The organism is Nocardia stercoris, assembly GCF_003696265.1.
GTDB classification, from domain to species: domain Bacteria; phylum Actinomycetota; class Actinomycetes; order Mycobacteriales; family Mycobacteriaceae; genus Nocardia; species Nocardia stercoris.
In genome coordinates, this window is sequence record NZ_RFFH01000003.1 from 33,628 (window position 1) to 55,387 (window position 21,760).

Sequence of the window (21,760 nt, forward strand, 5' to 3'; positions counted from 1 at the left end):
CTTCACATCAGTGGCACAAGAACCTAGCCACGCGACTACGGAAAAGCCGGGGCAGACCAAAGTCTCCGGACAAGGCCAGGGGATTCAGTTCGCCATTGCGGTGCCGTCGGTCCGCTCGAACCTGATGAGACGGTGGCAGTTCGCCGAGCTCGGCCAGGCTCACTGACCGTTCTGTCGACGGCGGGTGGAAGCTACGACTGCGCCAAGGGGTGATCGACCTCTGTCATGACATGACGAAAGCCGTTGCTATGCAACGGCTTTCGTCATGTTCCGTGTCCGGAGGGGGACACATCGGCTAACCACACGGATCGACCTGCGGAAATGATCGTCCAAACGGCACGCGGCAGTGCAGGTCATCGGCGGAACCACGACGTGATCGACCCACATGTGGGGCCAGGGGCTTGAGTCCCCTCAGCTCCACAGGTTTGTCATTGCGGGAACATGAACCGTCACGGGTAAGGGACCGGCTTCGGTTTCAGACCAGCGCCGGTCGGCGTGGCGATGATTGAGCGTAGTGCGCGGCCTCGTATTCGGCCGGGGTCAGGCAGTCCAGCCGGGAATGCAGGCGCGCGTTGTTGTACCAGTCGCACCACTCCATGACCGCGAACTCGACCTCGGTCAGGGTCTTGAACGGGCCGTGCCGGTCGACGACCTCGGTCTTGAACAAACCGATGATCGACTCGGCGAGAGCATTGTCGTAGGCATCCCCAACAGAACCTACCGATGCCGAGAGCCCCCGCAGGGCAAGGGATTCGGTGAACTTGATCGATGTGTATTGGGAGCTGGCATCGGTCTGGAAGATCAGCCCTGGCTCGACCGGATGCCCGTAGTGATCGCGCCGCCAGACAGCCATGTTGAGGGCCCTGGACACCAGCGCGGTCGTCTTGGTGGCCGTTGAACCGGCGAGAACGGCGGTTCAAAGTACGGCAGGGCTAGGGTGTCAGCCCCGATCGGTGGGCCGCGGCAATCGCTTGCCCGCGGTCGCGGACGCCGAGCTTGGCGAACAGGGCGTTGATGTGGGATTTCACCGTGCTGACACCGATGAACAGTTCGGCGGCGATCTCGGCGTTGTTGCGGCCCGCGGCCATCAGCCGGAGAACCTCCGACTCCCGGGCGGTGAGATCGGGCGGGAGGTCGGCGGGCTGCCGCAGACCGGCCACCAGGCGCGCGCCGACAGCGGCGGCGAGCGTGGTGTGGCCGCTGGCTACTGAGCGGACGGCGGCCGCGATCTCGGCGCGGCCGGCGTCCTTGGTCAGGTAGCCGCGGGCGCCGGCACGCAGGGCGGCGGACACCGAGGCGTCGTCGGCGTAGGTGGTGAGCACCAGGACGGCGGTGCCGGGATAGCGCGCGGTGATCGCGGCGGTAGCGGCAACGCCGTCGGTTCCCGGCATCCGCAGATCCATCAGCACCACGTGCGGCGCGTGGGTACGGACCAAGTCGACCGTGGCAGCCCCGTCGCCGGCCTCGCCCACCACCTCGATATCGGGCAGCAGCGACAGCACCGTGACCAGGCCGTCCCGGACGGCGGCCTGATCGTCGGCGACCACGACCCGGATCCGTTGCGCCGGTTCGGAACTCACCGCTGCTCTCCTCGCGTACGACCGACCGTCAAGCGGACCTCCCACCGATCCCGCACCCGCCGGGCGTCGGCCGTTCCGCCGACGGCCCGCAGCCGCTCGGACATACCCAGCAGGCCGGCCCCGGATCCGGTGGGGCCCAGCACGGTACGGTGCGACGTCAACGGATTCGTCACCGTCACCACCAGATCCGCGTCCTCGTCTCGAACGGTCAACGTGACCGGTTGTCCCGCAGCATGTTTACGTGCGTTGGTCAGCGACTCCTGCACCGCGCGCAGCACCGCCACACCTGCCTGCTCGTCCAGTCCGGCCAGCTCGGTGTCCAGCCGCAGCTCCACGGTACCGCCGGCCTCCCGATGCTCCCGGGCCAGGCGCCCCAATTCCGCAGCCGGCTCGAAGTCCCCGGCCCGCAATGTCCCCACCACCCGGCGAGCGTCGGCCAGCCCGGACAGCGCCAGCCGGTACGAGGACCGGACCCGGCCGGCCGCCTCGTCCACCCGCCCGGCCTCCAGCAACGCGTCGGCCGCATCCAGCTGCAGTGCCAGCCCGCCGAGGGTATGGGCCAGCACGTCGTGGATGTCGCGGGCGATCCGGCCGCGCTCGGCCAGCGCGGCCGCCCGGTCCCGTTCGGCGCGGATCGTCCGGTTCTGTTCGAGCAGTAGCCGGTTCTGTTCGGCGGCCAGCCGAGTCTGGCCGCGGGTCACCCCGAGCAGCATCGCCACCACCGCACCGGCCGCCATGCTCGCGACACCGCGCGCGGGCAGCTGCGCCACCAGCGCCGAGATCAACAGGGACCCGGTCGCCAGGCTCGACAGCGCCAAACCCTGCGTCAACGTCACCCCGAGCAGCGCGGGCCCACCGAACGCGACCGCGTAGGCGGTGATCAGCGAAGCCGGCAGGTAGGCGGCGCTGAGCCCGCCCGCAACTCCCATCACCACCAGAGACCAGCGGACCGCGGCGGAATCGCGGCGCGGGAGCAGTGCCCACCCGGCCCAGCCCAGCCACGACACCACGGTCAGCGCGGTGACCAACGGATAGCGGGTGAGCTCCGGCCCCACCGACCCCCACACCACGGCGACCAGGCCGATCAACCGGACGAGCCGGGTCAGCCGCGTCGCGGTGGCAGGGGCGAGCACCGATTCAGTGTGCCGCACCCGACCGGAACTCGGCACGCCGCACCAGGACCCCGATCCGCCCCGCCCGGTTCACCGCCAGCAGCAGGAGGATCACACCGACGGAGGTGACGGCCGTCGCGCCCATCGCCCGCGCGCCGCTATCGAGTGCTACCCGGACCACGATCAGCAGCAGCCACAATGCGGAACCCGCCAACCCGGTGCGCGCCTCCAACCCGCCTGCTACCGGCCGCAACTGCGACAACCGGCCCATGAGCGCGCCGACCACCAGCGACAGCGTCGCCTGCACCGCGAACGCGACCAGGTCCACCGGTCCGACGTCGTGCAGCGAGTCCCGGGCGGCCACCACTCCCAGCACCGCGAACAGGACCGGCCCCCGCCAGATCCGTGCCTGATCCAGCACCTGCCACCGAGTCTGCCGATAAACCACCCAGCCGAGGACGAGCACCACGACCAGGGCGGCTTGAAGCTGCGAGTTCTGCATGGATACCAGCGTCGGCGGCGTCGAGGCCCGATCACACCACCCACGGGTGGAGTTCGGGTGGATTCACCGATCGAGGCTGATGCCGGGATACCGAGCGTCGGACCCACAAGACACCTTCGGTCGGGCGGCCTCAGCGATTCGCCCGGCTGTGCGGCCGGACCTCTCGAAACAAGCTGATCGGCTCGCTGGGTGGAGCGGTTCCGCACGCGGGCTGCCCGTCGGATCGCGCCCGCATCTACGAAGCGCTCGACCTGCGAATCTGCTTCTCGCACGGAGAAACGGCGGCCGATGTGGCCGCCGTGTATTCAGTAGTGCGGGTGTGCGGATCGCTCGGTCCGTGGCCCATCGGTGGATCACGTTGGGGCGCTACTGGATCCGGTGGCTCCCGGGAGGTCCATGACGAAGTCGAAGAAAGCGCGGGCGGCGGGGGCAGCCGGACCGTCGTGGCGGTGGACCAGGCTACCGAACGGCGCAGATCGGCGCCGGTGATCTCCAGCATTCGTGGGCCGTCGTCGCGGTCGGCAGCCTCTTGCGCGATGGACCGAGGGAGGATCGCCAGGCCCAAGCCCAGTGCGGCGAAGCGCACCATCTCCTCGACCCGCACCACCTCGAACGCGACCCGGCGGCTGACCCCCGCCATATCGAGTGTCAGTGGCGGGCATTCCATCATGCCGACCGCGATATTGCCGCGTAGCACGCCGTGCAGCGCGTCGGCCTCGGCGGTCAGCAGTCCCACATCGGAGAGCACCCGTTCGGCGAACGGAAGCAGTTGTGCTCCGGCCTGAGTGAGCCGCACCGACCGTGTGGTCCGGTCGAACAGTCGCACTCCGAGCTCGTCCTCGAGCTTGCGCAGCTGTTGGGACAGCGCCGATTGGACCACGAACTCCCCGGCGGCAGCGGTGCGGTCCCACGTCGCCGTTGCGGACGATCGAGGGCGCGATTCACCTGCCGAACATCAGCCACCCCGAGATCGTGAGCGACCTGATCGCCGACTTTCTGGACAGCCTCGACCTCCGCAATGGCGACCACGACACAGACGTCGCTGTCGGCGGGAGCGGGTCGCATTCGGACTGTGAGCCACAGGTGAATCTGGCGGGTGCCGTCACACAGCACAAAGCCACCGTCGGCCGGTAACGGTGCCCCGGCGATAGCTGCCTTCAAGAGAGGCGGTCGTCGCCGGGTTGGAGGTAGCCCCGCGATATCGGCCGTAACCCTATGCCGCTCGGGGCGATGTCGCCCGAGTGGTGTCACACCCGGACGCTAGCATCGCCGGCGCGGGCGATTCACACTGTTTCGCTCGCAGTCTGGAGGTTGCGCTGTGAGCGCCATATCGAACCCGAACACATTGCCGCCCTACGCCACTCTGCCCGAGTTGCCTCTCGATGAGGCCGGCCGCGTCGAGCTGGCCCGGCAGATCTGGGATCAGCTGATCACCGGCCGAGGTGACGCCGACGATTTCGTGGACAGCTACGGCGAGGACTACGACCTCACCGACGAGCAGCTCGGGGTAGCGTTCGCCGCGCTCCGCGCCGCGCGGCTGCGCCAGCAAGCGGAGATCGGCGCGCACACCTCCCGCACGATCGCCGCGTTCGAAGAGATCGATGCCAACGGTGTGGTCGCACGAGCGGACTTCTCCTGCTGCGGCACCTGCGCGTCCGGCGAGATCTGGGACGAACGCGACGACAGCCGTCACTGGAAGGGCTACATCTACTTTCATCAGCAGGACACCAGCCGGCTCCTCGAGGACGGCGCGACGTATATCGGCTTCGGCGCGTTCCCGCCCGAAGACTTCGACGAGGCCACCTACGACGCGCTGAGCGACGACGCGAAAGCGGACCTCTATACGGCCGACGTGACGCGCCTGCTCGACGAGGTGGTATTTCCCATCCTCCGGCGGCACGGCATCGAGCCGGAATGGAACCGCGACCTGGGCACGAGGGTGCTGCTCGAGAACGCCGACTGGTACGCCCCGATCGAGGGGTAGCGCCCGAGAGACTCCGTCACCCGAATTGCGCTGCGGGACAAATGTGGCCGGGCACCGCGAACTTCGCGGTGGCCATGGCCTCGATCCGGTGGCCCGGTTCACGACTCGAATGCCCTGGCGCACAGGGCCACGGTGCCGGACGGGACGCCCTTGACCGTGGCTCCACCGACACCGGGGATCGACCTGGGTACCGGCACGACGGCGTGAGGGCGATACGCGTGGCTTCCTCCAAACGGATTCCAATCGGGTTGCAGCGCCGTCGGTTTACGGTGTGCGCCTGAGGCCGACCAGGCGAGTTTCCGTGCCGGAGTGGGCCATAACGCAGAGGAACCAGGAGATCACACGTGTCTGATCCATATCAGCAGCAGCCCATGCCGGAACCGCCGCAGGGCCAGCCGGGGTACGGTTCGCCGGTGCCCGGGCCGGCGCCGTACGGACCGGCCGGCTCTGATCCGCAAGCGCCCAACGGTCGCAACGGGCTGGGTGAGCCGTATTCGGACAAGTCCAAGCTGGTCGCCGGCTTGCTGGGAATCTTCCTGGGCAGCTTGGGCGTAGGGCGTTTCTATCTGGGCTACACCCGCATCGGCATAGCCCAGATCGCGGTCACATGGCTCACCTGCGGTCTCGGCGGAATCTGGCCGTTGATCGATGCCGTCATGATCTTGACCGGCAAGGTTCCCGATTCACAAGGCCGCCCGCTTCAGGAGAGCTGAGGACGACTCCGAGTCGGGCATTGCCTCTACTCGCACACAGAAATGGCGGCCGATGAGGCCGCTGCGGTTCCGGATGCGGGCAGGCCTGCGGGCTGTGCCCGCAGCTGCGATGCGGAACTTCGGACTACTGATCCTTCACGCAGAAAGTGGTGGGTGGCTGGGCGAGGGTGATCACCTTGTCCGAGTCGTCGCCGCACAGGCTTTCGTCCGACCGGCCGTCGACTCGGGACACCACGCGGAAACTCGCGTCCGGGGTACCGCAGTCCGCGTACCGGTATCCGGTGATCACGCTCTCCTCGTACGTGAGGTGGTGTACTACCGGTGTCTCGCTCGTACGTTGACCCCAGGTAGTCCAGCGCTGAGCGATCATCCGAAGACGGTGAACCTGCGCGAGTCTGTGATCATCGGCCCGGTCAACCGGTGGCTGGGCCAGTTGTTCGATGGCGACCATCGGGAACGCACGATCGACACGCTGGTCGAGGCACACAATGCGGACGCCAACGGCGGTGTGCGGGAGGCACTTCGCCGGCGGATCTCGGAGGCGGTCGGGACGCTCGAACGCCACCGTGGCGCGATCGAAGCTGGTGTCGATCCGCAGATCCTGGTGGAACCGATGAACTCGGCACACGCCGAGAAGGCTATTGCCCAGCGCGAGTTGGACAACTTGCCTCAGGTGGTGCCGCTCAACCCGAGCAAGCTGCACGACCTGATCGACTCGCTGGGGGACATCGCGTCAGTGCTGGATGCGGGGAGCCCCTCGGACCGTGCTCGAATTTATGATGCGCTCGATTTGCAGATTCGCTACTCACACACAGGGTTGGCGGCCGATGTGGCCGCCAATCCGCGTGTGGTTAGCACTGGTGTCCGGAGGGGGACTTGAACCCCCACGCCCGTTAATAGGGCACTAGCACCTCAAGCTAGCGCGTCTGCCATTCCGCCACCCGGACCGGTGTGCTGGGAAAGAGTAACCGATCTTGGTCGGATGACGAAAATCGTTGCGCGAGCTGGGGTGCGCTGTGCGCCATCGGGGGAGGCCCCGCGCGGGCATATACTGCGCCGATGAGCGATCTTGCGGACTTCGGGCGGCTGATCGCCGGCGATCACGGCCTCTGTGTCGTGTCGACCGTGCGTGCGGACGGCACCGTTCAATCGTCTGTGGTCAACGCCGGGGTGCTGGATCACCCGTCGACCGGACGGCCTGTCGTCGGATTCGTGGCGATCGGTGGTGCTCGCAAGCTGGACAATCTGCGCGCGCGGCCGCGGGCGGCGATCGTCGCCCGCGTCGGCTGGCAATGGGCCACGGTCGAGGGTCCGGTGTGGATCGCCGGGCCGGACGATCCGGCGCCCGGAATCGACGCCGAGCGGTTGCGCCTGCTGTTGCGGGAGGTGTTCACTGCGGCCGGTGGTACCCACGAGGACTGGGACACCTACGACCAGGTGATGGCGGCCGAGCGGCGGGCGGTCGTGCTCGTCGACCCGCACCGCGTCTACGGCACCGCCTGACCGGTCACGTGCCGGTTGCGACGGCGAAGCTGTTGTTGTGCAACGAAGCTGGCCTCGACATGCCGGCGCCTCGGCCGGCGGCGCGAAACCCGTTCGCGGGGATGGCGAGTCGGCCGTCCGGGATCAGTAGTAACGGCGCCATGATGGGTACCCGGTGTCGTTGGCGCCGCATTCGCGGGCACCGCGGCTGGGATCGAGGCACCGAACATCGGTCGTGTGGCCGGGTCCTCCAGTCGCTGATCTCGGGGAGGTCCTCGCCGGTCTGCCGGGTGTATGCCAGTGCCGCATCAAGCTTTTCGGCCGGCATAGCCAGCAGGGTCCCGGCGCGGCCGCTGAGCCGGGGGACGTGTTCGACGGCGGTCATGGCGAGCTGGTAGGCCCAGGGCAGCGGCGATGCGTGGACCCCGGCTACGACCGGAACTCGACGACGTCCACCAGCGGCCGGCGTGGCGAAGGTGGTGGCCGATCGTCGTCGGGGGCGGTGCCGATCCGGACCAGTGCCTGCGGCAGGGGTGCGGGTTGCGGCAGCAACATCGCCAGCGCGCGGCGATCGGCGGTGGTTTCGGTGATGTGGGTGAGCGGGCAGGTGGACAGGCCCGCGACGGTGCATTCGAGCAGGACCGCCGAGAGGGCCGCGCCGGTGAACAGCCATTGCAGCGGGGAATCACCGTACGAGCTGATGACGGCGACCTCGGCGCGGTCGGACAGTCCCGCGCGCCGTTGCGCGTGCGGTGCCGCCGGGAACGCGCGCCCGACATCGGTGCGGGCGAACTCCGCCGCCGAGACCAGCGAGGACGGCGGTACGCCCTCGGGGGCGTCCGCGTGACCGGCCCACCCGGACAATTCCTGCTGGTAGAGCGCGTCGTTGTCCCGGTCGGCGGCGTGCCGGTCCGACAAGGCGGCCAGGCGGGCACGGCCGGCTTCCGGGAGTACATCGAAATCCAGCTCGTAGGCCGACACCGCCGCCCGCAACCGCGGCACCAGCTGCTCGAGTCCGTGGGGCGGCAGCATCGGTAGCCGGTCGCTGTAGCGCTCGTCCATGGCACGGGCGAGCTCGACATCGGCCGCGCTCGCCCCGGCGGTCTGCCGAAGACTCAGGGCGGCAAGGTGATCCGGGTCGCAGGCATCGGGGAAGTAGTCGATCTCCGCGCGCCAGCCGTGCGCGGCCAGGGCGGTGACGGCATGGTGCAGCACCACGCCGCAGCTGATCAACTCCTGGCGGCCCTGGGGATCCGCGGCGCGCAGCAGCCGATCGATGTCGGCGAAGAGATCGAGGTGCGCACCGTCGGCCACCCAGCGCCACGGCTGGGTGTTGTGGAGCGACGGCGCGCGGGTGGCGAGCCGGAACACCGCCAGCAGGGTCCGGCGGTCGGGTGCCGCGGACCGGGAGCTCGGCGCCGTCGACCGGGGTTCCGGGATCAGCACGGCCGCACCGTCGAATCTGCCGTCTCGTAGATCCTGCAGCGCCCGGTCGGCGTCCCGCAGCGGGTACGGGTGCGCCGTGACCGCGAGCCGCGTCTCACCGGCCAGGTTCAGGAACTCCCGCGCCTCCGCCCGGGTGTTGGCGGTGACGCTGCGAATCTGGCGCTCCCGGAACAGATGTCGTTGATAGTTCAACGGTGGTATGTCGGTCAGATGGATACCGGCGACCGCCAGCGTCCCACCGGAATCGAGCGCCGCGAGTGCGGGCGGCACCAGCTCGCCGGCCGGGGCGAACAGGATCGCCGCGTCGAGCGGCTCGGGCGGCGGGTCCCCGGCACCCTGGGCGGACGTAGCACCCAGGGCCAGCGCCAGTTCCCGAGCCGCGGCGCCCCGGGTCATGACGTGCACCCGCGCGCCTCGGGCCAGCGCGACCTGTGCGGTGAGGTGGGCGCTGCCACCGAAACCGTAGATGCCCAGCACGCCGCCCTCGGGTACCTCCGCGCGGCTCAGCGCGTGATAGCCGATCAGGCCCGCGCACAACAGGGGAGCCAGTTCCGCATCGCTGTACCCCTCCGGCAGCCGCAGCGCGTAATCGGCCGGCACCGTGGTGTATTCGGCGTAACCGCCGTCGGCGTCCCAGCCGGTGTAGCGCGATCCAGTGCAGAGGTTCTCCCGGCCGCGCACACAGAACCGGCAGGTCCCGCAGGTGTGCCGCAGCCACGGAATTCCCACCCGCGTCCCGATGGGCACCGTCACCCCGGCGCCACCACCGACCACCTCGCCGACCACCTCGTGCCCCGGGATCACGTCGGGCAGATGTACCGGCAGATCCTGATCGACCACGTGCAGATCTGTTCGGCACACCCCACAGGCCAGCACCCGCACCAGCAGCTCGCCGGCAGCGGGCTCGGGCACCGGCTCGGTCACCGGCCGCAGCGCTCCCGGCCGGGCGGGATCCGCGCGCCATGCACCCATCGAGGTCGCCTCGATGTCCATCGCACTCACCTCCGGTGCCTTCATCGTCCCGCGGTGTCGGTTGCGGTGGCAATGCCGGCCAGGGGGTGTTCGGCTGTGCGGGTCGCGTGGATTGTCCCTATTCGGCCGCAGCGGCGTGTCGGTGCCAGGTTAAGATCGGTACGGGAGTGCCGGGAAGCCTGGTCGGCGAATGAGGTTCGTTCGAGGTACCAGGAGGACACTGTGCCGGCATTCGCCGCAGCTGCCGATTCGCACACCGTGCGCACGAAACCATCCCCCAGCGTGCCGCGGGGGCGGCGATGACCCAGGTGACGGCGTTCGCGGTCGCGCTGGCGATCGTGGCGGCGGCAGGTCTGGCGGCGGTGCTGTCGCACCGGCTGGGGGAGCGGATCCCCATTCCTGCGCCGGCGGTGTTCCTGCTCGGCGCGGCGTTCGCGTCCGATCTGTGGCCCGGACTCGAGCGGGTGCCGATCGATCACGTGGTGGAGATCGTCACGGTCGCGCTCGTGGTGATCCTGTTCGACGGCGGCATGCAGATGGGGTGGCGCAAAGTGCGCGCCAACGCCGGGCCGATCGTGTGGATCGGCGTGGCCGGCACCCTGCTGACCGCGATAACCGTCGCGCTGGCCGCACATCTGCTGTTCGGGCTCGACTGGCGGATCGCACTGCTGCTCGGCACCGCGCTCGCACCCACCGACCCCGCGGTGGTGTTCTCGGTACTCGGCCGGCGGCAGATCACCGGCCGCAGTGGCGTACTGCTGCAAGGGGAATCCGGCGCGAACGACCCGGTCGGTATCGCGTTGCTGGTCGTTCTGCTGGCCGGAAGCAGTGTCAGCTTCGGTGCCGTCGGCACGGTGATCTCCGCGTTCGTGCTGCAGCTCGCCGTGGGTGCCGTCGCGGGTGTCGTCGGCGGGGTGGGCCTGCTGTGGTTCATGCGCACCGTGACGCTGCCGGCCGCCGGTCTGTACTCGCTGCGCGTGCTGATGTGCGTGATGGCGATCTACGCCTTGACCACCCTCGCGCACGGTTCCGGTTTTCTCGCGGTCCTGGTCGCGGGCATCGTGGTCGGAGACCATCGCGCGCCGTTCAAGGTCGAGATCGAACGCTTCCACTCCGCCCTGGCGAGTCTGGCCGAGATCGTCGCGTTCGTGATGCTCGGGCTGACCGTCCAGCTCACCGGGCCGCACGGCGTCGTCGAGGGGCATGCCCTGTGGATCGGACTGGCCTTGGCCGCCTTGCTGGCCTTCGTGATCCGGCCGGTGCTGGTCGCGCCGCTGCTGTGGCGGGTCGACCTGAGCCGCGGTGAACGCTTGTTCGTCTCGTGGACCGGGCTCAAGGGCGCGGTCCCGATTCTGCTGGGGATGTTCATCCTGCAGGCCGGTGTGCCCGACGCCCACCGCGCCTACGAGATCATCTTCGTCGTCGTGGCGTTCTCGGTGATCGTGCAGGGCGGCTCGGTGCCGGCGCTGGCCCGCCTCCTGCGGGTGCCGTTGCGGCCGGTGAACCCGCGGCCGTGGGGCATGAACGCCCGCTTCGAGACCGAACCCGAAAGCCTGCACCGGTTCTTCGTCGCGCCGGGGTCGATGGCCGACGGAATGAGTGTCGCCGAACTGCCGCCCGGTGATCTCTGGGTGAGTGTGATCATCCGCGGCGGGCGGCTGGTCACCGTCACGCCCGACACGCGATTCGATGTCGGCGACGAAGTCCTGGTTCTGGCCGACCCGGACTCGGTACCCGTCGTGTCGCCACTGTTCGCGCGGCCCAAGGCGCCGCCGCGCGCCGCGGACGGGCCGGCGCGACCGGCCCGGCGCGGCCGCTTCGTGCGGTCGGTCCTGCGCCGCCCACTCCGGCGACCCGAAGGGTGATTGCCGAAACCGATCGGCGGCCCGGGCCGAGCGTGCCGATCAGTGTCCTTGCGGGTCGCGCAGACCCAGCCCCTCGCGGTTCTCGACGCGGCGATGCTCCACCAGCACCCAGGACACACCGGTGACCGCGCAGACCGCGGTCAGCACGGCCGCGATCACCGCGGCGCGTAGGCGCCCTCCGGCAATCACCCGTTCGGTCGCTGGATGACTCGACCGTCCCAGATCAAGCTGGCCGCAGTGGATTCGGCGAAGGCCGCGTCCAGGACGTCGCGGGGCCGTTCTGCCCAGATCCGCTGGGCGAGTTGTTCGTCGTTCCCGGCGCGGGCGAAGATCGCGTCCACGATCTCGACCGACGTGTCATGTTCCGCCGCCCATACCGAACTTTCTTCGAAAGCCATTATCTCGCAACTCCTTCGGATACAGGGTGAACAGGCCGGTACGCGGATCGCGATCCTGGCTCGCCTCGGCCACCGAACCGTCGCGGACCAGCCTCAACCGCGGTAGCGAGCGGTTCGAAGTACCTCGCGTCGAGGGCTGTAGCCAGGCCGTGATCCAGCCGATTTCCATGGCGGCGTCGAGCAGATACGTCCGCGGGATCCGCCCCGGCGGCGCGTAGACCAGATCGATGACCAGCAGCCACGATGCCGTGGTCAGACCCAGCTGCCGCGCACAGCGGACACCGTCGGGGGTATCGGCGGCCAGGCATTGCACGACTCCGTTGCCCACCAGCAGGCCGGCGACGGTGCGCATCAGCCAACGGTCGTGTTTCGCGCCGAACACCGCTTCGAAGCTGCGCCGGTGCACCAGCGGCCAGACACCGCCCACGATATTGAACGTGCCGTGCGCTCTCGCTATCGTCCGGTCACGCACGATCCACCTCCTCGCCGGTCGCCGAATCTCGTCGGGTCGACCAGCGGCATACCCGCTCGACACCGTGCGAACCGACCGCCGCCGGACCGATCGGTTACGACCCGCAGGCACAGGAGTGGCTGCGCACCCGGCCTCCTCGCGTGGTGACCGCTCGAACGGCGTATCCGGGGGTATGGCCGATACCGCATCCGGTGCACCCGGCTCGCAGGGGTCGGTGCCGCTGGTCGCCGGTCTCGACGAGTTGACCGAGTTGGTGGTGCACCGTCCGGTGTACCTGCGGTACTCGGAATATCCGGCCGAGGCCGAGCAGCGCAGCACCGACTTAGAGTCGGGTGTCGAGTTGCCTGGGCTGTCGGTGACCACGCTGGCGCCGGAGCCGCGGTGGCCACGGCCGGCGCGCGAGTGGGTGGCGCGCAGGCTGTGCACGTACGCCGACCTCGGCGCGGGTAACGGCCGGCGGCCCTGGCTGTTGGCGGGACAGGAGGTCGCGCGCGGCCCGGACCACGACCCGGTCATCACGGACGCGTGGGTGATCGCGGTGGTGGACGACGCGGTCGTCGCCGCGGCACGGCACGTCTACCGAACGAAATTCGCTGTCGGCCGCGACTCCTCGGGTTGACACCCTTCGTTCTCGATACCGGTCGTATCGCTCGCCTACCCCGACAGTTCCAGGGTAGGCGTCCGTGACCTGATCGATCGCCCTAACGGAGACGAATTCTGTTCTGCACCAGCATGTCTGGACCCTCTGAACCGGTCGTTCAGGAGACCTCCGGCACGACGAGCACCAGTGGCGGCCAGCGGTCACTCGGCGAGGATTCGCTGCACACCCTGCCGATAGGTGGTGACCTGGAAGTCGGGAAAGCGGGCCGCGAACTTCGAGCTGTCGAAGATGTTGTCGTCGCGGTAGCGGCCGACCAGCTCGTACATCTCGTCAAGCGGCTTGACGAAGTGGCGCCCGAGGCGGAAGGCGAGCATCGGCAGCACCGTGTAGCCGATCTCGCGGCCGGTGACCTCGGCGGCGATCTCGATGAGCTGGGCGTAGGACTGCCGGTTCGGGTCGATCGGCAGGTGCCACGTCTGGCCGTAGGCATCGGGGGTGTTGCCGAGCAGGGCCAGCGCCCGGCTCGCGTCGGGAGTCCAGATCAGGGAGCGTACGGCGTGGGCGTCGACCGGGACGAACGGCCGCTTACCCGCCTTGATCCGGTCGAACACCAACGAATTCGTGTAACTCTTGGTCGCGCCGGGCCCGTAGAACTCGGGGGCGCGGCCGATGAGTCCCTGCACCCGACCGGCCCGCACGGCCTCGATCAGCATCGTGGCGAGCTCGCCACGGACACGTCCCTTCCGGCCGCCCGGCGCGAATGGCGTCGACTCGGTCTGGGGCGTCGACGTTCCGGGATACATGTAGGTGTTGTCGAAGAAGACGAGCTTCGTCCCGTGTTCGGCGCAGGCGTCGATGACGTTGCGCATGATGGTGGGGAACTGACGCTCCCACAGCTCCGAGTCCAGGGGCAGGCCGACGGTGAGGTAGGCGATTCGGCTGCCCGCGACGGCACGGCTGGTGGCCTCGGCATCGGTGAGGTCTGCTGCTACGAGTTCATCGGTGTCGTCGACCTTCGACGGTTTGCGGCTGACGAGGCGAATGTCCTTGGTGTAGTTGCGGTGGAGCTCTTTCACGAGCTCGTCGGCGATCGGTCCGCCGGCGCCGAGGACGGTCTGCATGGGGTCTCCTCGAGGTGATGGGTGGTGTCGACGACGTCAGCTCGGTGACGAGCATCGTGCCACCGAGTGACGATGCGGTTGACCACCGTGGCCGGGTGCGGACCGGGTTTCTCGGACCCGCGCTATGTTTACAGTGCCAACACAGCATAGAAGGGAAAAGTAAGCAATGTCAACATCGGAGAAGAGCGGCTACCGTCACGGCGTCCTGCGGGCGGCGCTGCTGTCGACCGCGATGGAGATGCTCGGGGCCGGCGAGCCCTTCTCTGAGGAGAGAGTGCCCTGATGAGCTGGTTGAACGACGATCTCAGCACCGCTGTCGCGGCGATCTGGGGGGATCTTCTCGCGACTGTGCCACCGGAGCAGGTGCATCCTGGTCTGTCCGCGTCGACCCGCGAGTTCCTTACCACCGTGGGTCTGCCCACCGTGGACGTCGGCTCCTTCGCTCCGCTGCCGGACGGCGGCGTGCTCGGCTCCATGCATGTGGCTGACCGGGAGTACGTCCCTGTGGTCAACGGTGTACCGGAGGACTTCCGTTTCGCCGTGGACGTGGGCAGTGACGAAGTGTGCTGCCTCTTCGACGGTATGGCTGAGGTCTTCCTGGCCAACTCGAATCTCGGGCTCTTCGTGATGTTCGTCGGCAGGGTCTATCGCGATTTGTGGCAGCTGGCCGAACCCGACGAAGAGAGCATGAGCTCGGCCGTGGGCGCCATCGTCGAGAGCCTGATAACCCTCGATCCACGTGCCCTGGACACCGGCACCTGGTGGGCGACTTTCCTGGACCAGGCATTGGAGATATGACAGCAAGGCACGGGGCGAACGTTGTCCCACAGGGACTTTGCCCGGTGCGCACAGCACATCGTGGTGATACACAGACAGAAATGGCGGCCGATGTGGCCGCCATTTCTTGTGTATTCAACACTGGTGTCCGGAGGGGGACTTGAACCCCCACGTCCGTTAATAGGACACTAGCACCTCAAGCTAGCGCGTCTGCCATTCCGCCACCCGGACCGGTGGTGCTCAGCAAGATTATCCGAAGGTTTCGCGTGGACCAAATCACAGGGATTTACGCAGGTCAGCGCTGGGTTCGGGGCTGAGCGCCGCCACTGAGGGAAGTCGGAGCCGGAGGCGGGGGACCGGGCCTGGTGGGCCGGTGGTGCCTCCGGCGCAACCGGCTTAGTGGGCCAGGGCGTCGAGCAGGGCCGCGCGCTGGCGGGAGCCGAGGCCACCGATGCGACGGTCGACCGGGATCTCCGCGTCGTCCATCAGCTTGGCGGCCTTCACCGGGCCGATACCCGGCAGCGCCTTGATGACGGCGGCGACCTTCGTCTTCTTGACCAGGTCTTCCTGGTCGGCGCGCTTGAGCACCTCGGCCAGCGAGACCGACCCCTTGCGGATCTGATCGATCAGTTCCGACCGCGCCTTGCGCACCGCGGCCGCTTTGGCCAGCGCTTCGGAGCGTTGTTCGGCGGTCATCGTGGGCAGTGCCATATCTACAACCTTTCACTCGTTCGCTGGAACCTCAACCGCACCGATTGAACATCACGGTCAGGCAGGTGCCGTAACGACACACCGCGAGGACAACCGGGGTTCCACACCGCCGGGACGACCCGTTCGACATGGATGCGGGTTGTTTGCCAGTATGCCCGCTCCGGGAAACGTTCGCCTCAGGGGGAGTGGAATGCTTGCCGGTCGGGGTGGCCGTGGTCAGTGTGGACGCGGCCGGTCGCGACCAGCGGCGGGCCCGGACGAGCGAGCAGAGGGAGTGCGATGCGCTTCGGAATCTTCATCCCGCAGGGCTGGCGCCTGGACCTGGCCGGGATCGAACCCGGGCGGCAGTGGGCGGTGATGCGGGACCTGGCGCTGCGGGCCGACGCGCGGTCGGTGTGGGAGTCGCTGTGGGTGTACGACCACTTCCACACCGTGCCGGTCCCGACCACCGAAGCCACGCACGAGGCGTGGACGCTGATGTCGGCGTTCGCCGCGGTCACCGACCGGATCCGGCTGGGCCAGATGTGTACCGCGGTCAGCTACCGCAACCCGGCGCTGCTGGCCAAGCTGGCCGCCACGGTCGATGTGATCTCCGGCGGCCGGACCGAACTCGGGCTGGGTGGCGGCTGGTACGAACACGAGTGGCGCGCTTACGGATACGGGTTCCCGAGCGCCGGCGAGCGGCTGGCCCGGCTGGACGAGGGGGTGCAGATCGTGCGCCAGGCCTGGACGACGGGCAGTGCCACCCTCGACGGCCGCCACTACCAGGTCGACGAGGCGATCGTGCGGCCACTACCGTTGCAGGACAACGGAATCCCGCTGTGGGTGGCCGGCGGCGGGGAGCGCAAGACGCTGCGCATCGCGGCGAAGTACGCGCAGTACACCAACTTCGGCGGCGACGCCGAGACCTTCGCCCGCAAGTCCGAGATCCTGCGGGCGCACTGCGCGGAAGCCGGAACCGATTTCGACGCGATCACCCGCTCGTCGAATTTCAATGTCGCCATCGGCGCCACCGCGGCCGAGGTCGCCGACCGGATCGACGCGCACGCGGCCCGCCTGACGCCGTTCCTGGGCGCGGACGCCGCGAAGCGGTATGTCCACGAGCAGTACGCGAACAGCGCCACCGTGGGCACGCCCGAGCAGATCGCCGAGCGGTTGCGGGCGCTGCGGGCCTTGGGGCTCGAGTACGCCATCACCAATTTCGCGGAGTCCGCCTACGACACCTCGGGGATCGAATTGTTCGAACGGGAGGTCGTTCCGGCGCTGCGCGACTGACGCCGGAAAAGGTGAGCAACAACTCACATCTCAGGGAGTGGGAGCGGTTCCCAGCCCTCCTCGGGCTCGGCCTCCGGGGCGTGGTTGCGCGGGCCGGCGACCGCGTCCACCCCGCCGCCGTGGGCAACCAGCCAACTGCCGCACACACACCGGAGATACCGCACCGAGTTGTGCGCCGACACCGCCATCGGCGCAGGCCAGGAGCACACGGGACAGGCAGGGGACATAGGGTAGAGAGTGCGGAATCGGGCCATGCATCGCAACTATCGACGCGGCGTGGCGCCCCGTGGCCGAACCGGTCGCTCGAGTACCGACCGCACTGTCCGGAAATGTTTTCGGCGTCTGTCTCGGTTGGGCCACGATGCTCCGGATGTGGCGGATACCCCTGCTGCGGACCTGGTCCGGCCCGGTAGCGTGATCGCACAGGCCGACCGCGGAAGGGTCAGGCTGCGTGGGATGGGGTGTGCTGTGACGGGTTTCGAGGTTTCGCCCAAGCTGTCCATCGAGGAGTCGGTACTCGCCGGCTTGGTGGAGCGTGCGGAAGCGGACGATGTGGCACTGCGAGTCGGTGTCGTGCTCGAGAGCAATGGTGCGGTGTTGCTGTTGGAACGCGACGACCGCTTGACGTTCCGAAATCGATTGCACCTACCGGGCACGATCCTGCAGCCCGGCGAGAGCCTGGTGGCGGCGGTCGGCCGCGGCGTCGCCGAGGAGACCGGCCTGCTGGTCGTCGAAATCACCAGGTATCTGGGCAGTTTCGACTATCTCTCCGCTGCCGGTAAGCCCGTGCGCCGCGAACACTTCGCGGCGCGGGTCGCCGAATTCGGCCCGGTTCGGCTGTCGAACTACTCCGGCTACCGCTGGGTGCCGCTCGCCGGCGAACTCCCGGTCACCTCGTCGATCCGGCAGATCCTCGACGGCTATCGCGGCTGAGCCCGGCGGGCCGGGTCGCGGTGCTGCGCACCTGTGGCGCAGCACCGTTCACTCGGTCAGTTCCGCCAGCCGCGCCGCCAGGAACGCGCGTTCCACCTCGTTGGTGGTCAGGTGCAGTGCCTCCTCGTAGGCCAGACGAGCCTCGGGGCTGCGACCGAGGGCGGCCAGGAAGTGGGCGCGGGCGGCGGCGAGGTAGCCGTAGCCGGCGAGCCGCGGTTCGAGGGTGAGCGGGTCCAGGGCGGCGAGGCCGGCTTCGGGGCCGTCCGCGAAACCCACTGCGACAGCGTGATTGAGCGCCACTACCGGGGACGGCCACAACTCGCCCAGCAGGCGGTACAGGCCGACGATCTCCGGCCAGTCCGTGTCCTTGAACGAGGGACTCTCGGCGTGGACCGCGGCGATCGCGGCCTGCAGGGCGTATCGGTTGGGCCGCTGCCGCAGGGCCCGGCGGACCAGCGGGATGCCCTCCGCGATGCGGGCGCGGTCCCAGCGGGTGCGGTCCTGCTCCGAGAGGCGCAGCTGGCTGCCGTCGGCGGCGACCCGGGCGTCGCGGCGCGCGTCGGTCAGCAGGATCAGCGCGAGCAGGCCCGTGACGTCGGGATCGTCAGGCAGCAGGCCGTGCAGCATGCGGGCCAGGTCCAAGGCACGATCGGCCAGATCCACCCGCATCAGGTCGGGTCCGGCCACCGCGCTGTGACCACTGGTGAACAGCAGGTGCACGACGGCGAGGATCGCCTGGATCCGGTCCGGCAGATCGGCGGGTCCGGGCACCCGGTACGGAATGCGGGCGGTGGCGATCTTCTTCTTGCCCCGGGTGATTCGGGCCGCCATGGTCGATTCCGACACCAGGAACGCGCGGGCGACCTCGGCGGTGGCCAGCCCGCACACCAGCCGCAAGGTCAGCGCGACCTGGGTTTCGGGGGCCAGCGCCGGGTGGCAGCAGGTGGCGATCAGCCGGAGCCGGTCGTCGGGGATGACCGGGTCGGCGACCACCTCGTCGGCGATGTCGTCGTCGCGGTCGCCGGACACCAGCAGCGGCAGCGCGCGGGTCATGGTGGCGCGGCGGCGCAGCAGATCGAGCGCGCGGTTGCGGGCGACCGTGGTCAGCCAGGCACCCGGGCGGGCCGGGACGCCGTCGGCGGCCCAGCGGGTCAGGGCCTGGGCGTAGGCGTCCTGGACGCACTCCTCGGCGGCGTCCAGGTCGCGGGTGACGCGCACCGTCGCGGCGAGCACGAAGGCCCACTCCCGCCGGTGCGCGTCGGCCACCGCGGCCGCCACGGCCCGGTCCCGACCTCGCTGGGCCATCGGTCAGCCGAAGACGTGGATCGGGCGGACCTCGACGCCACCCTCGGGCATCGGGATCTGCTCGGCCCGGGCGATGGCCTCGTCCAGGTCGGCCGCCTCGATCAGGTAGTAGCCGCCGAGTTGCTCTTTCGTCTCGGCGAACGGGCCGTCGGTGACCACGAATCCGCCGGCGCCGTCGGGTCGGATGCTGGTGGCCGTGTGCGTGTGCTCGAGGGCGTTCCCGCCGCGCAGGGCGCTCTCGTTGTTGGTCATGAAGTCCTGATGACCCTGCATCACGGCGGTGCTCGCGCCGATGTCACCGACGCGCCGTTCGTCCTGGTAGATCAGGACCAGGTACTCGGCCATGGGAGGCTCCTCTCGTCGTCCGGTCCGCCGGTCGGACCGTCTCACTGTGTTCGACGTGCGGCGGCGGCCGGAATCGACAACTCGGCGGCGCGGCTTTCGCGCACCTGAGATTCTGCCGGGCTTAGGGTCGCAACGACCACCGTCCACTGTGCTCGACTCCACCGAATCCCGGAGGTTGTCTGTTGCCGGCCCTGACCATCGACGAACGGAACCGACGGCACGAACAGGCGCAGCGGATCGTCGCGGAGCTGCTGCCGGCCCGAATCGGGGCGGTCGCGGTGACCTGGGTCGACAACTCCGGCATCACCCGCGCGAAAGTGGTTCCGGTGGAGAAGCTTCCACATACGGCGGCGTGGGGTGTCGGGGCCTCCCCGGTGTTCGACGCCTTTCTGGCCGACGATTCGATCGTCAGTGGGCGGTTCGCGGGCAGTCCGTCCGGCGACCTGCGCCTGCATCCGGACCTGGACCGGCTGACCCGGCTGGGCGCGCGGCCGGGCTGGGCGTGGGCGCCCGGCGAACGGTACGACCAGGACGGCGCGGTCCACCCGCAGGATTCACGAAACCTGTTGCGGCGCACCGTCGATCGGTTGGCGGCGGCGGGCTGGTCGGTGCGGGCCGGTTTCGAAGTGGAGTGGATGGCGGGCTCGGACGAGGACCGGTTCGTGCCGGTGACCTCCGCCCCGGCCTACGGCATGGCACGGGTCACCGCGTGCGCCGACTATCTGCGCGATGTGCTCGCCGCGCTGGCCCGCACCGGGCTGACCGTCGAGCAGATCCATCCCGAATACAGCCCCGGCCAGTTCGAAGTGACCTGCGCCGCAACAGATCCGGTCGACGCCGCGGATTCGGTCGTACTGATCCGGGAGACGATCCGCGCGGTCACCACCGACCGCGGCCTGCGCGCCACGTTCGCGCCCGCGGCCGAACCCGACCGGGTCGGCAACGGCGGTCACGTCCACCTGAGCCTGTGGCGGGGCGCCGACAACCTGATGGCCGGCGGCAACGGGCCGTGCGGGGCGACCGCCGACGGCGACAGCTTCGCCGCCGGAATCCTGCGGCACCTGCCGGCGCTGCTCGCCGTCGGCTGCCCGTCCACCGCGAGCTATCTCCGGCTCGTACCCTCACGCTGGGCCGGTGTCTACGCCTGCTGGGGCCCGGAGAACCGGGAGGCGGCGCTGCGGTGGGTGACCGGCGCCGACGGCGAACGCCACCGCGCGGCCAATATCGAGCTCAAATGCTTCGACGCCACCGCCAACCCGTACCTGCTGCTCACCGGCCTGCTGACCGCGGGCGCGGCCGGTCTCGCGGACCGGGCGCGGCTGCCCGCGCCGGTCGACGGCAATCCGGCCGCACTCCCGCAGGAGGAACTGCGCCGGCGCGGGATCCGACGGCTGCCCGGATCGCTCGCCGAAGCCGTCACCGCCTTCGCCGCCGACCCGGTCGTCGCGGGCGCCTACGGCCCCGAACTGGCCGACACCCTGGTGACGGTCCGGCGCGCGGAAATCGAGTCCTTCGCCGGCGCCGCACCCGCGGAGGTCGTCGCGCGGACGCGCTGGCTGTATTAGCCGGCGACGGGACGCGGGTGCCGGTCGGGCGGGATCACGCGCCGGCCGTGCTCTTGTCGGAGTCCGTGTCCGACCGCCACTGCACGTTCTCCTGCGCGAGCAGGTTCTCGATCCGCCGGGCGAGCAGTTGCCGGCGATCCGTTCCCGCATAGGGGTCCGATTCGGCCAGGTAGAGGAACTTCTCGTGTTTGAGCGCCTCGGCCGTGCTGCGGTAGGTCAGCCAGTTGGTATGCCATTGGAACACCTGCTGCACGCCCTCGGCGATCACCACGAGCGCGGACACCGACGCGGTGACCGGGGCCGGCGCGCTCAAGGCGGCGAGGACGGTGACGACCGCGCCGACGACGACCTGGACGGTCTTCACGCTCTTGTACGCGCGTTGCGCCTGGCGGCTGCTGCGGCTGAACCAGGCGATCTGATCGTTCAGCCGCTTCCACACCGGATCCGCCGGATCGGTCACGGTTCGGTCCGTCACGAAACAACCACCCCCTCGCCCGCCGGGAAACCTATCATTCACCGAAACAGACTGCAGCGGAAGAAGATACCGAATTGTTCCGTTTCCGTGCGCGACACGCGGACCGACGCGCACGCCGCGCGTACC

25 protein-coding genes, 2 tRNA genes and 1 pseudogene are annotated in these 21,760 nt (G+C 69.1%); 10 read left to right on the forward strand and 18 right to left on the reverse strand.

The genetic code is table 11. The features are described from left to right. Positions 1 to 475: 475 nt before the first annotated feature. From EBN03_RS08555 to EBN03_RS08575, 5 genes are all read right to left on the reverse strand, one after another. Positions 476 to 853 (reverse strand): integrase core domain-containing protein, encoded by a 378-nt coding sequence (locus EBN03_RS08555; protein ID WP_122187427.1) that lies wholly within the window; start codon positions 851 to 853, stop codon positions 476 to 478. Positions 854 to 932: 79 nt separating this feature from the next. Continuing rightward, positions 933 to 1,580, reverse strand: a complete 648-nt coding sequence (locus EBN03_RS08560) for a response regulator transcription factor (protein WP_122187428.1) — start codon at positions 1,578 to 1,580, stop codon at positions 933 to 935. Next, on the reverse strand, positions 1,577 to 2,713 hold the full coding sequence (locus EBN03_RS08565; protein WP_147471497.1) for a sensor histidine kinase: 1,137 nt from the start codon (positions 2,711 to 2,713) through the stop codon (positions 1,577 to 1,579). Before EBN03_RS08565 ends, EBN03_RS08560 begins: the two co-directional genes overlap by 4 nt. 4 nt (positions 2,714 to 2,717) lie before the next feature. Next, on the reverse strand, positions 2,718 to 3,194 hold the full coding sequence (locus tag EBN03_RS08570; RefSeq protein WP_122187430.1) for a hypothetical protein: 477 nt from the start codon (positions 3,192 to 3,194) through the stop codon (positions 2,718 to 2,720). A 235-nt stretch (positions 3,195 to 3,429) separates the two neighbouring features. Beyond that, positions 3,430 to 4,074: a LysR family transcriptional regulator gene (locus tag EBN03_RS08575; protein ID WP_122187431.1), complete on the reverse strand. Its 645-nt coding sequence runs from the start codon at positions 4,072 to 4,074 to the stop codon at positions 3,430 to 3,432. Positions 4,075 to 4,512: 438 nt separating this feature from the next. On the opposite strand from EBN03_RS08575, the gene EBN03_RS08585 reads away from it, so the two are divergent. Together EBN03_RS08585 and EBN03_RS08590 are read left to right on the forward strand one after the other, a co-directional pair. Then, positions 4,513 to 5,178 carry a DUF6891 domain-containing protein gene (locus EBN03_RS08585; RefSeq protein WP_122187433.1) on the forward strand — a complete coding sequence of 222 codons (666 nt, stop codon included), beginning with the start codon at positions 4,513 to 4,515 and terminating at the stop codon, positions 5,176 to 5,178. Between the two features lie 344 nt (positions 5,179 to 5,522). After that, positions 5,523 to 5,891 carry a TM2 domain-containing protein gene (locus EBN03_RS08590; RefSeq protein WP_233608261.1) on the forward strand — a complete coding sequence of 123 codons (369 nt, stop codon included), beginning with the start codon at positions 5,523 to 5,525 and terminating at the stop codon, positions 5,889 to 5,891. Positions 5,892 to 6,015: 124 nt separating this feature from the next. Here the strand turns inward: EBN03_RS08590 and EBN03_RS33645 are convergent, their stop codons facing one another. Next, complete coding sequence (locus EBN03_RS33645; protein WP_147471498.1) at positions 6,016 to 6,261, reverse strand: LppU/SCO3897 family protein; 246 nt, start codon at positions 6,259 to 6,261, stop codon at positions 6,016 to 6,018. Positions 6,262 to 6,270: 9 nt separating this feature from the next. Here EBN03_RS33645 and EBN03_RS08595 point away from each other — a divergent pair, with 9 nt between their 5' ends. Continuing rightward, positions 6,271 to 6,771, forward strand: coding sequence for a hypothetical protein (locus EBN03_RS08595; RefSeq protein ID WP_122187435.1), 501 nt, complete (start codon positions 6,271 to 6,273; stop codon positions 6,769 to 6,771). On the opposite strand, the gene EBN03_RS08600 is transcribed toward EBN03_RS08595, so the two are convergent. After that, positions 6,750 to 6,838, reverse strand: a tRNA-Leu gene (locus tag EBN03_RS08600). The genes EBN03_RS08595 and EBN03_RS08600 overlap by 22 nt on opposite strands. Positions 6,839 to 6,950: 112 nt before the next feature. Between EBN03_RS08600 and EBN03_RS08605 the strand changes: the two genes are divergently transcribed. Next, the gene (locus EBN03_RS08605) at positions 6,951 to 7,394 is read left to right on the forward strand and encodes a TIGR03618 family F420-dependent PPOX class oxidoreductase (protein ID WP_122187436.1); all 444 of its coding nucleotides are present in this window, start codon (positions 6,951 to 6,953) and stop codon (positions 7,392 to 7,394) included. 408 nt (positions 7,395 to 7,802) lie between these two features. On the opposite strand, the gene EBN03_RS35805 is transcribed toward EBN03_RS08605, so the two are convergent. Together EBN03_RS35805 and EBN03_RS34960 are read right to left on the reverse strand one after the other, a co-directional pair. Then, positions 7,803 to 8,819, reverse strand: coding sequence for an Acg family FMN-binding oxidoreductase (locus EBN03_RS35805; RefSeq protein WP_407671113.1), 1,017 nt, complete (start codon positions 8,817 to 8,819; stop codon positions 7,803 to 7,805). After that, positions 8,811 to 9,791: pseudogene (locus EBN03_RS34960) on the reverse strand (zinc-binding alcohol dehydrogenase family protein); the annotation flags it as partial. The gene EBN03_RS35805 and the pseudogene EBN03_RS34960, both read right to left, overlap by 9 nt. 299 nt (positions 9,792 to 10,090) lie before the next feature. Between EBN03_RS34960 and EBN03_RS08615 the strand changes: the two are divergent. Continuing rightward, positions 10,091 to 11,656 (forward strand): cation:proton antiporter domain-containing protein, encoded by a 1,566-nt coding sequence (locus tag EBN03_RS08615; protein ID WP_122187437.1) that lies wholly within the window; start codon positions 10,091 to 10,093, stop codon positions 11,654 to 11,656. A gap of 39 nt (positions 11,657 to 11,695) precedes the next feature. On the opposite strand, the gene EBN03_RS34060 is transcribed toward EBN03_RS08615, so the two are convergent. From EBN03_RS34060 to EBN03_RS34510, 3 genes are read right to left on the reverse strand one after another with little or no spacing between them, the layout of a single operon-like run. Then, entirely contained in the window at positions 11,696 to 11,845 is a 150-nt protein-coding gene (locus tag EBN03_RS34060; protein WP_158675565.1) for a hypothetical protein, read from the reverse strand. Further along, positions 11,842 to 12,054, reverse strand: coding sequence for a YccJ family protein (locus tag EBN03_RS08620; RefSeq protein ID WP_122187438.1), 213 nt, complete (start codon positions 12,052 to 12,054; stop codon positions 11,842 to 11,844). Before EBN03_RS08620 ends, EBN03_RS34060 begins: the two co-directional genes overlap by 4 nt. After that, a complete protein-coding gene (locus EBN03_RS34510; protein ID WP_199742678.1) occupies positions 12,014 to 12,526 on the reverse strand; it encodes a hypothetical protein in 513 nt (170 codons plus the stop codon). The genes EBN03_RS08620 and EBN03_RS34510 overlap by 41 nt, the downstream gene beginning before the upstream one ends. A gap of 172 nt (positions 12,527 to 12,698) precedes the next feature. Between EBN03_RS34510 and EBN03_RS08630 the strand changes: the two genes are divergently transcribed. Next, a complete protein-coding gene (locus tag EBN03_RS08630; RefSeq protein ID WP_122187439.1) occupies positions 12,699 to 13,145 on the forward strand; it encodes a DUF6098 family protein in 447 nt (148 codons plus the stop codon). Positions 13,146 to 13,327: 182 nt separating this feature from the next. On the opposite strand, the gene EBN03_RS08635 is transcribed toward EBN03_RS08630, so the two are convergent. Next, positions 13,328 to 14,248 (reverse strand): NAD-dependent epimerase/dehydratase family protein, encoded by a 921-nt coding sequence (locus tag EBN03_RS08635; RefSeq protein ID WP_122187440.1) that lies wholly within the window; start codon positions 14,246 to 14,248, stop codon positions 13,328 to 13,330. A gap of 282 nt (positions 14,249 to 14,530) precedes the next feature. Here EBN03_RS08635 and EBN03_RS08645 point away from each other — a divergent pair, with 282 nt between their 5' ends. Then, a complete protein-coding gene (locus EBN03_RS08645; RefSeq protein ID WP_122187441.1) occupies positions 14,531 to 15,046 on the forward strand; it encodes an SUKH-4 family immunity protein in 516 nt (171 codons plus the stop codon). Positions 15,047 to 15,167: 121 nt separating this feature from the next. On the opposite strand, the gene EBN03_RS08650 is transcribed toward EBN03_RS08645, so the two are convergent. Further along, positions 15,168 to 15,256: transfer RNA gene (locus EBN03_RS08650), tRNA-Leu, on the reverse strand. 165 nt (positions 15,257 to 15,421) lie between these two features. After that, positions 15,422 to 15,736: an integration host factor, actinobacterial type gene (gene mihF / locus EBN03_RS08655; protein WP_122187442.1), complete on the reverse strand. Its 315-nt coding sequence runs from the start codon at positions 15,734 to 15,736 to the stop codon at positions 15,422 to 15,424. A 279-nt stretch (positions 15,737 to 16,015) separates the two neighbouring features. Between mihF and EBN03_RS08660 the strand changes: the two genes are divergently transcribed. After that, positions 16,016 to 17,011 (forward strand): LLM class F420-dependent oxidoreductase, encoded by a 996-nt coding sequence (locus tag EBN03_RS08660; protein WP_122187443.1) that lies wholly within the window; start codon positions 16,016 to 16,018, stop codon positions 17,009 to 17,011. 468 nt (positions 17,012 to 17,479) lie between these two features. Further along, the gene (locus EBN03_RS08670) at positions 17,480 to 17,944 is read left to right on the forward strand and encodes an NUDIX hydrolase (protein ID WP_158675566.1); all 465 of its coding nucleotides are present in this window, start codon (positions 17,480 to 17,482) and stop codon (positions 17,942 to 17,944) included. A gap of 48 nt (positions 17,945 to 17,992) precedes the next feature. Here EBN03_RS08670 and EBN03_RS08675 read toward each other — a convergent pair whose 3' ends face one another. Next, positions 17,993 to 19,249 (reverse strand): RNA polymerase sigma factor, encoded by a 1,257-nt coding sequence (locus EBN03_RS08675; RefSeq protein WP_122187446.1) that lies wholly within the window; start codon positions 19,247 to 19,249, stop codon positions 17,993 to 17,995. A gap of 3 nt (positions 19,250 to 19,252) precedes the next feature. Then, entirely contained in the window at positions 19,253 to 19,594 is a 342-nt protein-coding gene (locus EBN03_RS08680; protein WP_122187447.1) for a YciI family protein, read from the reverse strand. Positions 19,595 to 19,776: 182 nt separating this feature from the next. Between EBN03_RS08680 and EBN03_RS08685 the strand changes: the two genes are divergently transcribed. Then, on the forward strand, positions 19,777 to 21,159 hold the full coding sequence (locus tag EBN03_RS08685; protein WP_233608262.1) for a type I glutamate--ammonia ligase: 1,383 nt from the start codon (positions 19,777 to 19,779) through the stop codon (positions 21,157 to 21,159). A 34-nt stretch (positions 21,160 to 21,193) separates the two neighbouring features. On the opposite strand, the gene EBN03_RS08690 is transcribed toward EBN03_RS08685, so the two are convergent. Beyond that, positions 21,194 to 21,634: a DUF4231 domain-containing protein gene (locus EBN03_RS08690; protein WP_158675567.1), complete on the reverse strand. Its 441-nt coding sequence runs from the start codon at positions 21,632 to 21,634 to the stop codon at positions 21,194 to 21,196. Positions 21,635 to 21,760: the final 126 nt, after the last annotated feature.

Bases quoted from the DNA above. Each gene is read 5' to 3' on its own strand.
- EBN03_RS08680 (WP_122187447.1), bottom strand. From the start codon at position 19,594: ATGGCCGAGTACCTGGTCCTGATCTACCAGGACGAACGGCGCGTCGGT.
- EBN03_RS33645 (WP_147471498.1), bottom strand. From the start codon at position 6,261: ATGATCGCTCAGCGCTGGACTACCTGGGGTCAACGTACGAGCGAGACA.
- EBN03_RS08675 (WP_122187446.1), bottom strand. From the start codon at position 19,249: ATGGCCCAGCGAGGTCGGGACCGGGCCGTGGCGGCCGCGGTGGCCGAC.
- EBN03_RS08645 (WP_122187441.1), top strand. From the start codon at position 14,531: ATGAGCTGGTTGAACGACGATCTCAGCACCGCTGTCGCGGCGATCTGG.
- EBN03_RS08615 (WP_122187437.1), top strand. From the start codon at position 10,091: ATGACCCAGGTGACGGCGTTCGCGGTCGCGCTGGCGATCGTGGCGGCG.
- EBN03_RS08635 (WP_122187440.1), bottom strand. From the start codon at position 14,248: ATGCAGACCGTCCTCGGCGCCGGCGGACCGATCGCCGACGAGCTCGTG.
- EBN03_RS08620 (WP_122187438.1), bottom strand. From the start codon at position 12,054: ATGGCTTTCGAAGAAAGTTCGGTATGGGCGGCGGAACATGACACGTCG.
- EBN03_RS08605 (WP_122187436.1), top strand. From the start codon at position 6,951: ATGAGCGATCTTGCGGACTTCGGGCGGCTGATCGCCGGCGATCACGGC.
- mihF (WP_122187442.1), bottom strand. From the start codon at position 15,736: ATGGCACTGCCCACGATGACCGCCGAACAACGCTCCGAAGCGCTGGCC.
- EBN03_RS08555 (WP_122187427.1), bottom strand. From the start codon at position 853: ATGGCTGTCTGGCGGCGCGATCACTACGGGCATCCGGTCGAGCCAGGG.
- EBN03_RS08570 (WP_122187430.1), bottom strand. From the start codon at position 3,194: ATGCAGAACTCGCAGCTTCAAGCCGCCCTGGTCGTGGTGCTCGTCCTC.
- EBN03_RS08660 (WP_122187443.1), top strand. From the start codon at position 16,016: ATGCGCTTCGGAATCTTCATCCCGCAGGGCTGGCGCCTGGACCTGGCC.
- EBN03_RS08630 (WP_122187439.1), top strand. From the start codon at position 12,699: ATGGCCGATACCGCATCCGGTGCACCCGGCTCGCAGGGGTCGGTGCCG.